At 52.4% G+C, this 13,262-nt stretch carries 17 protein-coding genes and 1 other annotated feature; of the genes, 2 read left to right on the top strand and 15 right to left on the bottom strand.

Annotation, left to right across the window (positions count from 1 at the left end; all coding sequences use genetic code 11):
• Window positions 1-37: 37 nt before the first annotated feature.
• The 13 genes from O1722_RS13760 to thrS all read right to left on the bottom strand — a co-directional run bounded on the left by O1722_RS13760 (window position 38) and on the right by thrS (window position 11,177).
• A complete protein-coding gene (locus O1722_RS13760) occupies window positions 38-751 on the bottom strand; it encodes an EAL domain-containing protein (protein ID WP_023303526.1) in 714 nt (237 codons plus the stop codon).
• Between the two features lie 293 nt (window positions 752-1,044).
• A complete protein-coding gene (locus O1722_RS13765) occupies window positions 1,045-1,509 on the bottom strand; it encodes an NlpC/P60 family protein (RefSeq protein WP_017693586.1) in 465 nt (154 codons plus the stop codon).
• Window positions 1,510-1,581: 72 nt separating this feature from the next.
• Window positions 1,582-2,337: a vitamin B12 ABC transporter ATP-binding protein BtuD gene (btuD, locus tag O1722_RS13770; protein ID WP_032653288.1), complete on the bottom strand. Its 756-nt coding sequence runs from the start codon at window positions 2,335-2,337 to the stop codon at window positions 1,582-1,584.
• Window positions 2,337-2,888 (bottom strand): glutathione peroxidase, encoded by a 552-nt coding sequence (locus O1722_RS13775; RefSeq protein WP_033487140.1) that lies wholly within the window; start codon window positions 2,886-2,888, stop codon window positions 2,337-2,339. Before O1722_RS13775 ends, btuD begins: the two co-directional genes overlap by 1 nt.
• Window positions 2,889-2,921: 33 nt before the next feature.
• Window positions 2,922-3,902, bottom strand: coding sequence for a vitamin B12 ABC transporter permease BtuC (btuC, locus tag O1722_RS13780; protein ID WP_023303523.1), 981 nt, complete (start codon window positions 3,900-3,902; stop codon window positions 2,922-2,924).
• A 103-nt stretch (window positions 3,903-4,005) separates the two neighbouring features.
• Complete coding sequence (ihfA, locus tag O1722_RS13785) at window positions 4,006-4,305, bottom strand: integration host factor subunit alpha (protein WP_003857805.1); 300 nt, start codon at window positions 4,303-4,305, stop codon at window positions 4,006-4,008.
• A 4-nt stretch (window positions 4,306-4,309) separates the two neighbouring features.
• Window positions 4,310-6,697, bottom strand: coding sequence for a phenylalanine--tRNA ligase subunit beta (pheT, locus tag O1722_RS13790; protein ID WP_015570734.1), 2,388 nt, complete (start codon window positions 6,695-6,697; stop codon window positions 4,310-4,312).
• Between the two features lie 15 nt (window positions 6,698-6,712).
• Window positions 6,713-7,696, bottom strand: a complete 984-nt coding sequence (gene pheS, locus O1722_RS13795) for a phenylalanine--tRNA ligase subunit alpha (RefSeq protein ID WP_003857809.1) — start codon at window positions 7,694-7,696, stop codon at window positions 6,713-6,715.
• A 62-nt stretch (window positions 7,697-7,758) separates the two neighbouring features.
• Window positions 7,759-7,883: a sequence feature (Phe leader region), on the bottom strand.
• Window positions 7,834-7,878: a pheST operon leader peptide PheM gene (gene pheM, locus O1722_RS13800; protein ID WP_001386830.1), complete on the bottom strand. Its 45-nt coding sequence runs from the start codon at window positions 7,876-7,878 to the stop codon at window positions 7,834-7,836. (Overlaps the previous feature by 45 nt.)
• Window positions 7,884-8,000: 117 nt before the next feature.
• Window positions 8,001-8,357, bottom strand: a complete 357-nt coding sequence (gene rplT, locus O1722_RS13805; RefSeq protein ID WP_000124850.1) for a 50S ribosomal protein L20 — start codon at window positions 8,355-8,357, stop codon at window positions 8,001-8,003.
• Between the two features lie 50 nt (window positions 8,358-8,407).
• Entirely contained in the window at window positions 8,408-8,605 is a 198-nt protein-coding gene (gene rpmI / locus O1722_RS13810) for a 50S ribosomal protein L35 (protein WP_001124225.1), read from the bottom strand.
• Window positions 8,606-8,702: 97 nt separating this feature from the next.
• Window positions 8,703-9,245: a translation initiation factor IF-3 gene (gene infC / locus O1722_RS13815; protein ID WP_023616141.1), complete on the bottom strand. Its 543-nt coding sequence runs from the start codon at window positions 9,243-9,245 to the stop codon at window positions 8,703-8,705.
• 3 nt (window positions 9,246-9,248) lie between these two features.
• Window positions 9,249-11,177 carry a threonine--tRNA ligase gene (gene thrS, locus O1722_RS13820; protein WP_003857814.1) on the bottom strand — a complete coding sequence of 643 codons (1,929 nt, stop codon included), beginning with the start codon at window positions 11,175-11,177 and terminating at the stop codon, window positions 9,249-9,251.
• A 321-nt stretch (window positions 11,178-11,498) separates the two neighbouring features.
• Here thrS and yncL point away from each other — a divergent pair, with 321 nt between their 5' ends.
• Together yncL and yniD are read left to right on the top strand one after the other, a co-directional pair.
• Window positions 11,499-11,591, top strand: coding sequence for a stress response membrane protein YncL (yncL, locus tag O1722_RS13825; protein ID WP_071842885.1), 93 nt, complete (start codon window positions 11,499-11,501; stop codon window positions 11,589-11,591).
• Window positions 11,592-11,689: 98 nt separating this feature from the next.
• Entirely contained in the window at window positions 11,690-11,797 is a 108-nt protein-coding gene (gene yniD / locus O1722_RS13830; protein WP_003857815.1) for a small membrane protein YniD, read from the top strand.
• Window positions 11,798-11,946: 149 nt separating this feature from the next.
• Here yniD and O1722_RS13835 read toward each other — a convergent pair whose 3' ends face one another.
• Window positions 11,947-12,180, bottom strand: a complete 234-nt coding sequence (locus tag O1722_RS13835; RefSeq protein WP_015570736.1) for a YdgH/BhsA/McbA family protein — start codon at window positions 12,178-12,180, stop codon at window positions 11,947-11,949.
• Between the two features lie 263 nt (window positions 12,181-12,443).
• Window positions 12,444-13,202: a DUF481 domain-containing protein gene (locus O1722_RS13840; RefSeq protein ID WP_039272138.1), complete on the bottom strand. Its 759-nt coding sequence runs from the start codon at window positions 13,200-13,202 to the stop codon at window positions 12,444-12,446.
• Window positions 13,203-13,262: the final 60 nt, after the last annotated feature.

Below are 13,262 nucleotides of genomic sequence, written 5' to 3' on the forward strand. Positions count from 1 at the left end.
GGGTTTCCCTGGACGTAAACACGGGCGAAGAAAGGGGTTATTGCTGAACGAGAGTCGTGACCCGCTCTGCCGGGACGGCAGGCCACAGGCTTCCCTGCATTGCACCAAAATTGAAGGGCAGCACGCGTTGTAAGATGCCGTGATCGTCAATTCCCGAGACCATGACCGACTGACAATGCGGCGCGATCTGCCAGAGAATAGCGCGCATAAAAGGCTCAAACGAGAGTGCCGACGCGCGCTGCTGGATAAAGTTTTTATCCAGAATCACCCGTTTGAACAGACCATCATAAACCGGTTTAAGGGAAGATGCCCCTGCACCAAAGTTAGCCAGTACTAAGGGGAAATGGATCGCCATTCTTGCCAGACAGGGATCGTCTTTCCCGTTATTTAAACCTGGATAGTTCTCATTAACAGTAAACTCAAGAAACGGATAACGCTCGAGGATTGAAACAGCGTTCTCATTAGTTAATAAAAACTCAACAATTGCAGGTGTAATATTGATCCATGCAATTAACTGATGCTGAATAAAAAATAGCTTACAGGTATCGAGTAATTGCAGTTTCTCCTGAAACAGCGCTAATTCATCTTCCTGAGAAAGATGTGGGATAACCAGTTCAGTCGGGATCCGTACGTCCGCACCCACGCCAGTAAAGTTAACCAAAATCTCTAAACCTTTAAGCAAACCTGCACTATCACGCGCCGGAAGGAGTAAAAGTTCAGACTGGTAAGCATTATCTAGCGTAATAATCATCGCGCTTGTCCTGCATTAAAGATGAGAGAGAACATCCTGGAGCAATTGCAGGCACAATTCCACTGTCTTGATTTTAATAAGATTAATTTCATTCTTTCCGTATTAATTTTCAGATTTTTCCCTGAATCTAAATTAATTTTATCCTGGTTATTGAATAATAGCCAGTTTTAGATAAAACAGGCACATGCGGACATAAATAATTGGGCAAAAAATTTAACTTTAATCAACCCGCAAGAAAAGCCTGACGTCTATTTTCACCGCCAGGCCCTCCGCACTGCATTTTTATGCAGCGGTTAAATACGTCTGGCCTGCCAGAAATTTTTACGCCAGTAAACATTATCCAGAGAGGAGCGCATCACGCCACGGCTGGTCGAGGCATGAATGAACTGATTATCGGTATCATAGATGCCGACATGAAGGCCGTTTTCTCCGGAGCCCGTTTTAAAAAAGACCAGATCGCCGGGCAGGAGCTCGTCTTTATCAATTTCAGTGCCGATTTTCGCCTGCATACGCGTTTCACGCGGAAGCTGGAGGTCAAATTTATCGCGGAAGGTCATCAGCACGAATCCCGAGCAATCCACCCCGCCCCGGCTCATGCCGCCGTAGCGATAAGGTGTGCCGCGCCAGTTGCTGAGCTGATCGTTCAGGCTGGCAATGACCGTAATGGAATCGGAAAGCCGTGGGTTGGGCGGAGGTGCACGATGGCTGCTGCATCCTGCAAGAAAGAGCGCCGCAACAAGGAGAAACCAGAATCGCATTTCAGACGAATCCTCTGCTTTTTTTGTTCTTTCGGTAATTTAGCGTGCATCTATGCAGCTGTGCAAGAAAGGTTATTCCTGCGCCGTGGAAATGAGCATCTTGTGGCCTTCAATATCCAGCCTCCGGAACGACATGTGGTAAGCGCTCGCAAGATTGGCGGCCGTCAGCACGCTGTCGCGCGTTCCGCTGGCAATCAGCTTGCCACGCGCCAGCAACCACACCCGATGCGCGTGGCGCAACGTATGGTTCAAATCATGGCTGCTCATCACAATGGCAATCCCCTTGCGACACAGCGCGCTGAGTAGGGTATCCAGCGCTGCCTGTTGGGCAACGTCCAGCCCGCTCATCGGCTCGTCCAGCAGCAGCAACCGCCCGTGAGGATTTCCCGCCGGATGGATCTGAAGGATGACGGCGGCCAGACGCACGCGCTGCCACTCGCCGCCGGAAAGCTGATTTGCCTGCCGGGTAAGCTTGTCGTCTAACCCGAGTGCCGCAGCAACCTCGTTGAGCAATCCCACCTGATTTTTATCAGGCAGATGCAGCGTCAGGTAGTGCCAGACGGGCATCGCAAAGGGCGGAACCTGCTGCTGAACCAGATAGCTTCGACGGGATGCAAGTGTAGCGGGTAGCCAGTCGACGAGCGATTGCCCGAGGAAGGTAATCTCCCCTTCCCCGCTGGTCAGCCCCGCCATGCGCGCCAGCAGCGTGCTTTTTCCGGCGCCGTTTGGCCCAACCAGGTGAAGGATTTCACCTGCGTTGACTGCGGCAGTCACAGGCTCAAGACGTCCCTTCCCGGCAACGTCCGTGAGCTGCATCAGCAGCGTCATTATTTCGCCAGCGCCAGCTTGATTGATTCCATCACGATAGGATCTTCAGGCGTCATGTCAGGCGAAAAACGCTGCACGACCTCACCGTCACGGCCAATCAGGAATTTTTCGAAGTTCCACAGAATATCGTCCGGATAGAGCGGCGCGCGGCCTTTACTCGCCATACGCTCATAGAAACCACTCTCTTCAGGCGCAACGGCGGTCGGCGCTGTGGCCACCAGTTTGGCATACAGCGGATGACGATTTTCCCCGTTCACGTCAATTTTGCTGAACATCGGGAACGTCACGCCATAGGTTGTGCTGCAAAAGGTCTTAATCTCCTCTTCGCTACCCGGCTCCTGGCCCAGGAACTGGTTGCACGGGAAGCCGAGTACGGTAAAGCCGTCTTTTTCCCAGGCTTTATGAATGTTTTCCAGCTGTTCATACTGCGGCGTAAGGCCACATTTCGACGCCACGTTCACGATGAGCAGCACCTTGCCCTTGTAGCCTTCCAGCGTGGTTTTCTCGCCGTCAATGGTCGTCACTTCGGTATTCAGAATATCAGACTGCATAGCATTCCCTCAGGTTGACTTACAGGTTGTGTTTTAACGTCCAGCTTTTAATAGTAGCCAGATAAAGACCGGCGCGCCCAGCGTTGCGGTCACCACGCCTATGGGCAACTCAGCGGCCGTCAGGGCGAGCCGGGCGATGATATCGGCAATCAGCAGCGTTGCCGCCCCGGCAACCGCCGAGGCCGGGAGCAGGGTTCGGTGGTCCGTAATGCCGCACAGGCGCAGCATATGCGGGATCACCAGCCCAATAAAGCCAATCGCCCCCGCCAGCGCCACGCTTACGCCTACCATCCAGCCAATGGCGATAACCAGCACGTTGCGCCAGAATCCAATCGGCATCCCGAGCTGGCGAGCAGACGTTTCGCCCAGCGCGAGAATATTAAGAGGCTGCGCCTGGAACGCCGTCCACAGGATGACCGGGATCAGGAGCACCATCAGCCACCCCTGACGCCAGTCAACACCCCCAAATCCCCCCATCATCCAGTACATTAGCTGGCGCAGATCGAAGGAGGTAGAAAAGTAGACGGCCCAGGTCATCAGCGCACTACAGATGATCCCCAACGCTACCCCGGCAAGCAGCAGCCGACTGGTGGATAAGTGGCGGCGGGCAAAGCGCAGAAGGATAAGGGTTATCAACAGCGCGCCAAGGATGGCGCTGAGGCTAATCCCCCAGCCGGAGAGCTCGCCTCCCCCCAGCATCACGGCGGCGATAAGCCCGACGCCTGCGCCATTCGAGACCCCGAGAAGCCCGGGTTCCGCCAGAGGGTTTTCAAATAATGCCTGCATGATCGTGCCGCATAGCGCCAGCGCAGCGCCGACTAAAAGGACAGCCAACGTCCGCGGCAGGCGGATCTGCCAGACAAAGAGCTGTCCTTCAGGCGTAAACCAGCTTTCCGGCCCCAGCCACCGATCGCCCGCACACAGGCTGACGGTGGTGGCGACAATCAACAGCACCCCGAGCAGACACAGGCGGCGAAGATCGGAGCGGTGCTGGCGGCGGGCAAGATCAAGCATAGACGATAGGTTATCCGGTTGAGATATCATTGATTTTACGGCGGGTTTAGCAAATAGCGCAAAGAAAAAAGGCCGCGTGAGCGGCCTTTTTAGTTAGTTCATATTACTCTGCTTTGGGCGTTGCGTTTTCGACACGGCTTTTTAACTTCTGTCCGGGTCTGAAGGTCACCACGCGGCGGGCTGTAATGGGAATATCTTCCCCCGTCTTCGGGTTACGGCCCGGACGTTGGTTTTTGTCTCGCAAATCAAAATTGCCAAAACCGGAGAGTTTAACCTGCTCACCATTTTCCAGAGCACGACGGATCTCTTCGAAAAACAGCTCTACCAGCTCTTTGGCATCCCGTTTGCTAAGCCCAAGCTTATCAAACAGATATTCTGACATTTCAGCTTTTGTAAGCGCCATAGGTTCAATCCCTCAATGATGCCTGGAATCGCTCTTTTAATGCCTCTACACATTTGGCGACGGTAGCGGCAATCTCCTCTTCTTCGAGTGTACGGCTGGTATCCTGAAGGATAAGGCTAATAGCGAGGCTCTTGAAACCTTCTGCTACGCCCTTGCCGCGGTACACGTCAAATAAGTTTACGCCAACTACCTGATTTACGCCAACTTTCTTACATTCGGCCAAAATATCTGCTGCGGGCACATTTTCAGCGACCACAACCGCGATATCACGGCGGTTTGCCGGGAAGCGGGAGACGTCCTGCGCCTGAGGAATGACGCGGTCTGCAACCGGGTTCCACTCCAGTTCGAATACGATGGTACGGCCATTCAGATCCAGCTTACGTTCCAGTTCCGGGTGAACAACCCCAATGAAACCAACACGTTTGCCGTCTAAATAGATCGCCGCACTCTGACCCGGATGCAGGGCTGGAATCGCTTCTGCGCGGAATTCAATTTCGGATAATTTACCGGTCAGATCGAGAATCGCTTCCAGATCGCCCTTCATATCGTAGAAATCAACCGTCCCTTTTGCCAGGTCCCAGTGCTCTTCAAAGCGGTTACCGCTGATGGCGCCGGCCAGCATGAGATCCTGACGGATGCCTAAATTCGCCTGAGTATCCGGTACAAAGCGCAAACCGCTTTCGAAAATACGCACGCGGTTTTGCTGACGGTTCTGGTTATAAACGATAGTACCCAGCAGTCCCGTCCACAGGGACAGACGCATCGCTGACATCTCGCTGGAAATCGGGCTTGGCAGGATCAGCGCTTCCTGACCCGGGTGGATCAGCTGTTGCAGCTTAGGATCAACGAAGCTGTAGGTGATCACTTCCTGGTAGCCTTTGTCGTTCAGCATGGTTTTCACACGCTTCAGAGACAGATCGGCCTCGCGATGGCTGCCCATCACCAGACCCGCCTGCACCGGCTCGTCAGGGATGTTGTTGTAGCCGTAAACGCGGGCCACTTCTTCCACCAGATCTTCCTCGATCTCCATGTCAAAACGCCAGGACGGCGCAACGGCTTTCCACTCGTCCTGACCCTCAGTAACTTCGCAGCCCAGACGCGTCAGAATGTCGGTCACCTGCGCATCGGCAACGTGGTGACCAATCAGACGATCCAGTTTGCTGCGGCGCAGGGTAATGGTCGCACGCTTCGGCAGCGTCGCTTCGTTGGTCACATCGATAACCGGACCCGCTTCGCCGCCGCAGATGTCGATCAGCAGGCGAGTCGCACGCTCCATCGCTTTGTATTGCAGCGCAGGATCCACGCCACGCTCGTAGCGGTGAGAAGCATCAGTGTGCAGACCGTGACGGCGTGCGCGGCCGGTGATGGAGAGCGGGCTGAAGAACGCGCATTCCAGCAGGACGTTTTGCGTCTCGTCGTTAACGCCAGAGTGCTCGCCGCCGAAGATCCCGCCCATCGCCAGCGCTTTGTTGTGATCGGCAATCACCAGGGTGTCAGCGTTCAGTTTCGCTTCGCTGCCGTCCAGCAGAACCAGGGTTTCGCCCTCTTTCGCCATGCGCACGACGATCCCACCTTCGATACGATCTTTATCAAAGGCGTGCATTGGCTGGCCCAGCTCCAGCAGAACATAGTTGGTGACGTCGACGACCGCATCGATAGAACGGATACCGCAGCGACGCAGTTTCTCTTTCATCCACAGCGGGGTTGGCGCTTTAACGTTAATACCTTTCACCACACGACCGAGGTAGCGTGGGCAGGCCTCAGGCGCGTCTACCTGTATCGGCAGCACGTCACTGATGGTTGCCTCAACCGGAGCGATCTCCGGCACGTTCAGTTCAGTCTGGTTCAGCACGGCCACGTCGCGGGCCACACCGATGATGCCTAAACAGTCAGCACGGTTTGGCGTTACGCTGATTTCGATGGTGTTGTCATCAAGCTTCAGGTATTCGCGGATATCGGTACCAACTGGCGCATCCTGCGGCAGTTCAATAATGCCGGAGTGATCGTCGGAAATACCCAGTTCGGAGAAGGAGCACAGCATGCCTTCAGACGGCTCACCGCGCAGCTTAGCCGCTTTGATTTTGAAATCGCCCGGCAGCACCGCACCGACGGTCGCCACGGCCACTTTCAGGCCCTGACGGCAGTTTGGCGCACCGCAGACGATATCCAGCAGACGGTCACCGCCCACATTGACTTTTGTTACGCGCAGTTTGTCAGCGTTAGGGTGCTGACCGCATTCAACCACTTCGCCCACGACCACGCCGGTGAAGGCGCCAGAAACCGGCTCTACACCGTCAACTTCCAGACCCGCCATGGTGATCTGGTTGGAAAGCGCGTCGCTGTCCAGCGTGGTGTTCACCCATTCGCGTAACCACAGTTCACTGAATTTCATTGTTCTGTCCTGCCCTTATTTAAACTGTTTGAGGAAACGCAGATCGTTTTCGAAGAACGCACGTAAATCGGTTACGCCGTAGCGCAGCATGGTCAGACGCTCCATACCCATACCGAACGCAAAGCCGGAATACACTTCCGGATCGATACCCACGTTGCGCAGCACGTTTGGATGCACCATGCCGCAGCCCAGCACTTCCAGCCATTTGCCGTTTTTACCCATCACGTCAACTTCCGCAGACGGTTCGGTGAACGGGAAGTAGGACGGGCGGAAGCGAACCTGCAAATCTTCCTCAAAGAAGTTGTTCAGGAAATCGTGCAGCGTGCCTTTCAGGTTGGTAAAGCTGATGTTTTTATCAACAATCAGACCTTCCATCTGGTGGAACATTGGGGTGTGGGTCTGATCGTAGTCGTTACGGTATACGCGACCCGGCGCGATGATGCGGATTGGCGGCTCCTGCTCCTTCATGGTACGGATCTGAACGCCGGAAGTCTGAGTACGCAGCAGACGGGTAGCGTCAAACCAGAAAGTGTCGTGGTCAGCACGTGCCGGATGATGGCCAGGAATGTTCAGGGCATCGAAGTTGTGGTAGTCATCTTCAATTTCCGGGCCAGTCGCCACGGTAAAGCCGAGCTCACCGAAGAAACTTTCAATACGATCGATAGTACGAGTCACCGGATGCAGACCGCCATTTTCAATACGACGACCCGGCAGAGAAACGTCAATCGTTTCTGCCGCCAGACGCGCATTCAGTACTGCGCTTTCCAGCTCGGCTTTACGCGCGTTCAGCGCCTGCTGTACCTGCTCTTTGGCTTCGTTAATCACTGCACCGGCTGCCGGGCGCTCCTCTGCTGGCAGTTCACGCAGGGTAGTCATCTGAAGGGTCAAATGCCCTTTCTTGCCCAGATATTCGACGCGGACATTGTCTAACGCGGCAACATCTGAGGCCTGGTTAATGGCGGCCGTTGCACTGGCAACCAGCTCTGCGAGATGTGACATGGTTTTCCTCATTATGTCGGTGCAGACACCGAATTGTTGGACGTATTCTCTTAACTTCAGGCACAAAAAAAGCCTCCATCGGGAGGCTTATCTGGCGCTGTTTTTCGTTTCATCTTTCACGCGCTAGCCTCCTGAAGTCAGGTGCTAAAGTAAAAGAAGAAGCGGAAAATAGCAGCATTCATGCTTGCGTTACCTTGTAGGGTAAAAACCGTTAAGACCTTATTGAAAAGCCTGCACGGATAAATGTCAATCTTCTGATGGTGTTAAATGAAAAGAGGAGGCAAAGCCCCCTCTCTCAACTGGCTTATGCCAGTGCTGCTTTCGCTTTTTCGACCAGAGCGGTGAACGCTACTTTGTCGAATACTGCGATGTCAGCCAGGATCTTACGGTCGATTTCAACAGAGGCTTTTTTCAGGCCGTTGATGAATTTGCTGTAAGAAATACCGTTCTGACGTGCTGCTGCGTTGATACGCGCAATCCACAGTTGACGGAACTGACGCTTACGCTGACGACGGTCACGGTAAGCGTACTGACCTGCTTTGATAACAGCCTGGAAGGCAACGCGGTATACGCGTGAACGCGCACCGTAGTAGCCTTTAGCTTGTTTCAAAATTTTCTTGTGACGTGCACGTGCAATTACACCACGTTTTACGCGAGCCATGTGTGCTCTCCTGTATCTATTCTAAGTTAAAAAAGTTAAACGTTAACGACTTATGCGTACGGCAGGCACGCGATGACCAGGCCCAGATCGCCTTTAGAAACCATGGCTTTTGGACGCAGGTGACGTTTACGCTTGGTAGCTTTCTTAGTCAGAATGTGACGCAGGTTAGCGTGCTTGTGCTTAAAACCACCTTTACCGGTTTTTTTGAAGCGCTTAGCAGCACCGCGTACGGTCTTAATTTTTGGCATTTTAATAACTTCCACTTCGCATTGTTAAATAAACGAAACATAGGCGAACAAAACCTATGGGGCCCGAAGGCTCCACAGATTTTGCTGCTTGAAGGCCTTACTGTTTCTTCTTAGGAGCGAGCACCATGATCATCTGGCGGCCTTCGATCTTCGTAGGGAAGGATTCGACTACTGCCAGTTCACTCAGATCGTCACGGACGCGGTTAAGCACTTCCATACCAATCTGTTGGTGGGCCATCTCACGACCGCGGAAACGCAGCGTGATCTTGGCCTTATCGCCATCTTCCAGAAAGCGAATCAGGCTGCGGAGTTTTACCTGATAATCGCCATCGTCGGTACCAGGACGGAATTTAATTTCCTTAACCTGGATAACTTTTTGCTTCTTCTTCTGTTCCTTAGAAGACTTACTCTTTTCATAAAGGAACTTGCCGTAGTCCATGATACGACAAACTGGCGGTTCGGCGTTAGGGCTGATTTCAACTAAATCTACTCCAGCTTCTTCAGCCTTTTCGATCGCTTCTCTCAGACTCACAATCCCCAGCTGCTCGCCTTCCAGACCTGTTAAGCGAACTTCCTGGGCGCGAATCTCGCCATTGATACGATTCGGACGTGCCGTTTGAACTCGTTTTCCGCCTTTAATACCTTATTCCTCCAGTTGTTGAAGACTGCGGCTGCGAATCTCTTGTTGCAGCTTCTCAATCACTTCACTTACGTCCAGGCTCCCCAGGTCTTTACCACGGCGGGTGCGAACGGCAACTTTGCCTGCTTCCACCTCTTTATCACCACAGACCAACATATACGGGACACGACGTAAAGTGTGCTCGCGGATTTTAAAGCCAATCTTCTCATTTCTCAAGTCTGCTTTTACGCGAATGCCCGCATTTTGTAGTTTCTGCGTCAATTCTTTAACGTAATCCGCCTGAGAATCGGTAATGTTCATCACCACTACCTGCACTGGCGCAAGCCAGGTTGGGAAGAAGCCCGCGAACTCTTCGGTCAGGATGCCGATGAAGCGCTCCAGTGAACCGAGAATCGCACGGTGAATCATAACCGGCACCTGACGCTCGTTGTCTTCGCCAACATAAGAGGCGCTTAAACGCTGCGGCAGGGAGAAGTCCAGCTGTACCGTTCCGCACTGCCATGCGCGATCGAGGCAGTCATACAGGGTAAATTCAATTTTCGGACCGTAGAATGCGCCCTCGCCCAGCTGGTATTCGAACGGAATACCGTTCTCTTCCAGCGCTACGGCAAGATCTGCCTCTGCGCGATCCCATGTCTCATCGCTGCCGATACGTTTTTCCGGACGCGTTGAGAGTTTGACCACGATCTTCTCGAAGCCAAAGGTGCTGTACATATCGTAGACCATACGAATACAGGCGTTAACTTCTTCACGGACCTGATCTTCAGTACAGAAGATATGCGCATCATCCTGAGTAAAGCCACGAACACGCATCAGACCGTGCAGCGCACCTGATGGCTCGTTACGGTGGCAGCTACCGAATTCCGCCATACGCAGCGGCAGATCGCGGTAGGATTTCAGACCCTGGTTGAAGATCTGAACGTGGCCCGGGCAGTTCATTGGCTTGATGCAGTATTCACGGTTCTCAGACGAAGTGGTGAACATCGCATCTTTGTAGTTGTCCCAGTGGCCGGTTTTTTCCCACAGCACACGGTCCATCATGAACGGGCCTTTCACTTCCTGGTACTGGTACTCTTTCAGCTTGGAGCGCACGAACGTTTCCAGTTCACGGAAGATAGTCCAGCCGTCGTTATGCCAGAACACCATCCCCGGCGCTTCTTCCTGCATATGATACAGGTCAAGCTGCTTACCGATTTTACGGTGGTCACGCTTAGCCGCCTCTTCCAGGCGTTGCAGGTACGCGTTCAGGGCCTTCTTATCGGCCCACGCGGTACCATAAATACGCTGCAACATTTTGTTGTTGCTGTCGCCACGCCAGTAAGCGCCTGCGATTTTCATCAGTTTGAAGTGATGACAGAAGCGCATGTTCGGCACGTGCGGTCCACGGCACATGTCGACGTATTCCTGGTGATGGTACAAGCCAGGCTTGTCATCATGAGCGATGTTTTCATCAAGAATCGAGACTTTGTAGCTCTCGCCGCGCTTCACGAAGGTTTCACGCGCTTCGTGCCAGCTGACTTTCTTCTTAATGACGTCATAGTTGGTTTCGGCGAGCTCGTGCATTCGTTTCTCGAGCGCGTCGATATCTTCCTGAGTCAGGGTGTGGTCAAGGTCAACGTCGTAGTAGAAACCGTTGTCGATAACCGGGCCGATCGCCATTTTGGTGTTTGGCCACAGCTGCTTAATAGCATGGCCTAACAGGTGCGCACAGGAGTGACGAATGATCTCCAGACCTTCTTCGTCTTTCGCGGTGATGATCGCAAGCGTTGCATCGCTTTCAATCAGATCGGACGCGTCTACCAACTCACCGTTTACGCGACCTGCGATGGTTGCTTTTGCAAGTCCAGGACCGATATCCAGGGCAACATCCATTGGGCTAACAGCATGGTCGAAATGGCGTTGGCTGCCATCAGGAAGAGTAATTACAGGCATTTTATATCCTTATTTGCAGTGATGCCCCACACATAAGAGCATATACAAAGAAAATAATCGTGATTAAACAGTAGATTACGAAACCATCTGACCAACAATCGTCAAATTGGTTCGTCATCATGCACCTGCCGATTCAGATAAATGCGAATTTACGGCAAGCAGGGTAATGGTAACACTATTGAAAGGGCGAATGCACCTTCTGCGACCGTTTGAACCGTTCATCCTTTTGTCTGCGTTCATGAACTTTTGCTGACGGAGGCTCGCAATCCGAAAGTGCTGAGCTATTCTTGACTTGGTCCTTAAACATCGAAGGGGTATCACATGAATGTATCCAGCAGAACCGTTGTGATATTGAATCTACTTTCCGCTGCTTGCCTGGTATTGATTCTGGCTGACAGATTCCATTGGTTTTAAGCCGAACCGGTGTTCCGGCATAACCTGTTGTCCAGGGTTGAGCGCTTTCTGGCGCAGATTTTGGTAGACTAAGGGTATCAACTGACAAGGATTAGGTTATGCCAACAAAAAGATTTGCCGTGAAGCACTGGAAAATGGTCGTGGTGTTAATTGCTATTTGCGGCGCGATGTTGCTGCTGCGCTGGGCCGCAATGATCTGGGGCTAATATTTTGTCAGCGAAAACGTGCCGTGAATTTACTGAATAAATCTTAACTATCTTTACGATAATTTATGGTCCAAAACCGGTACGTCATAATCCGGTTTTCGACAGGCTGTGACAGCGTATATATTCCGTCACACGTGGCAGTTGAAATATCAGGACCACTCACCCGCCACCAGCTTGTGTACATCAAATGCATCATTCATTGACTGGCCGGTAGACTGAGAGCCAGGGGCAATGTTGGAGCCTGCTTCTACATCCGAGGCTTTAGCGATCCCGATTGGGCTGTTAACGTCACTGGCAGGTTGCGTCATATTATCAGCAGCAAATACGCCAAATGAAAGTGCGGAAAGCACCATCGCTGCTGTAGCGGTTTTGATTTTTTTCATAATTTTATTCTCATACTTATTTAATGCGATATGCCTGAGGCGAGTTTTTCGCCTGTGCCGTAAGTGTAGATCTGGATCACATTCTTGCCTAGTCAAATTATTTATCAATTCGTGTCAAATAAACTGAATAAGCCCTGGTCGGCTAATTATGGAGAAATTATGAAGATGAAACCAGACCCATTATTTTAAAACGCCGTTTAATATAAATAAGCACAGTTTCAGAAAATAAAAAACGGGCCGAGAATAATCCCGGCCCGACGATATTACATTTTATAACCTAAAGAAATCGTGGTTCGGCGATCGGTATGTTCCGGCGCAGAATCAGGTGGGGATGAGTTCCAGGTTACGTTGTACGCCACCTTGAGTCCAAAGTGTTCGTTGATGGCCACATTCAACGCACTTTCTGAGTTCAGCGTTGTATCTTCAGCACCAAACACCGACACACCCTGGGTGAATTTTGCGTTGTCCGTCATCTGCCATGCATAGGTGCCCGATGCATAACCCAGCGGCTGGGTTTCATCTTCGCCGTTGGTGTACTCGTCGTACCGGACACCCGGACCGAATTCGAAACGCAGGCTGTGCACCGGCCCATTGAGGAACTGACGACCATAACCCGCAGTCACGACATCACGCTGGCGATAGCCGTTGTAGCGGTCAGTCAGCCAACTCGCCTGCCCGAACAGGTAGTCATAATCGGTCATGTTGTATCGGCTACGTCCGCCTACCGCGTATTTCTCCGATGAGCGTTGATCGTTAGCAGAGGTGTTGCTGGCATTTCCCCACAGCGACCAGGCCGTGGTGTTGCCGTACCAGGTCAGGGTGCTGTCTGCGGTCAGGGAGGAGCTTTTCGTATTACCGGATTGCGCCAGATACCCGGCATTCACGTTACCTTCAAAGGGTTTTTTGGCAGTGGAGGGATCGTCCATGACAGTAAAAACGGTATCATCGGCGATTGCATTCAGTGACGCAAATACGCCACCCGCCAGCATCAGTGCTGCGGGTACTGTCTTCAAAAGCTTCATTTTATTTAAGGAGTCCGTACAACATAAAAAGAGACCGTCACGGTCTCGGAAACTTTCTTG

Source organism: Enterobacter cloacae complex sp. HYC003_NIDB (genome assembly GCF_056673375.1).

Excerpts from the sequence above, each read along its gene's own strand:
- O1722_RS13760 (WP_023303526.1), bottom strand. The coding sequence starts at position 751 with ATGATTATTACGCTAGATAATGCTTACCAGTCTGAACTTTTACTCCTT.
- O1722_RS13765 (WP_017693586.1), bottom strand. The coding sequence starts at position 1,509 with ATGCGATTCTGGTTTCTCCTTGTTGCGGCGCTCTTTCTTGCAGGATGC.
- btuD (WP_032653288.1), bottom strand. The coding sequence starts at position 2,337 with ATGACGCTGCTGATGCAGCTCACGGACGTTGCCGGGAAGGGACGTCTT.
- O1722_RS13775 (WP_033487140.1), bottom strand. The coding sequence starts at position 2,888 with ATGCAGTCTGATATTCTGAATACCGAAGTGACGACCATTGACGGCGAG.
- btuC (WP_023303523.1), bottom strand. The coding sequence starts at position 3,902 with ATGCTTGATCTTGCCCGCCGCCAGCACCGCTCCGATCTTCGCCGCCTG.
- ihfA (WP_003857805.1), bottom strand. The coding sequence starts at position 4,305 with ATGGCGCTTACAAAAGCTGAAATGTCAGAATATCTGTTTGATAAGCTT.
- pheT (WP_015570734.1), bottom strand. The coding sequence starts at position 6,697 with ATGAAATTCAGTGAACTGTGGTTACGCGAATGGGTGAACACCACGCTG.
- pheS (WP_003857809.1), bottom strand. The coding sequence starts at position 7,696 with ATGTCACATCTCGCAGAGCTGGTTGCCAGTGCAACGGCCGCCATTAAC.
- rplT (WP_000124850.1), bottom strand. The coding sequence starts at position 8,357 with ATGGCTCGCGTAAAACGTGGTGTAATTGCACGTGCACGTCACAAGAAA.
- rpmI (WP_001124225.1), bottom strand. The coding sequence starts at position 8,605 with ATGCCAAAAATTAAGACCGTACGCGGTGCTGCTAAGCGCTTCAAAAAA.
- thrS (WP_003857814.1), bottom strand. The coding sequence starts at position 11,177 with ATGCCTGTAATTACTCTTCCTGATGGCAGCCAACGCCATTTCGACCAT.
- yncL (WP_071842885.1), top strand. The coding sequence starts at position 11,499 with ATGAATGTATCCAGCAGAACCGTTGTGATATTGAATCTACTTTCCGCT.
- yniD (WP_003857815.1), top strand. The coding sequence starts at position 11,690 with ATGCCAACAAAAAGATTTGCCGTGAAGCACTGGAAAATGGTCGTGGTG.
- O1722_RS13835 (WP_015570736.1), bottom strand. The coding sequence starts at position 12,180 with ATGAAAAAAATCAAAACCGCTACAGCAGCGATGGTGCTTTCCGCACTT.
- O1722_RS13840 (WP_039272138.1), bottom strand. The coding sequence starts at position 13,202 with ATGAAGCTTTTGAAGACAGTACCCGCAGCACTGATGCTGGCGGGTGGC.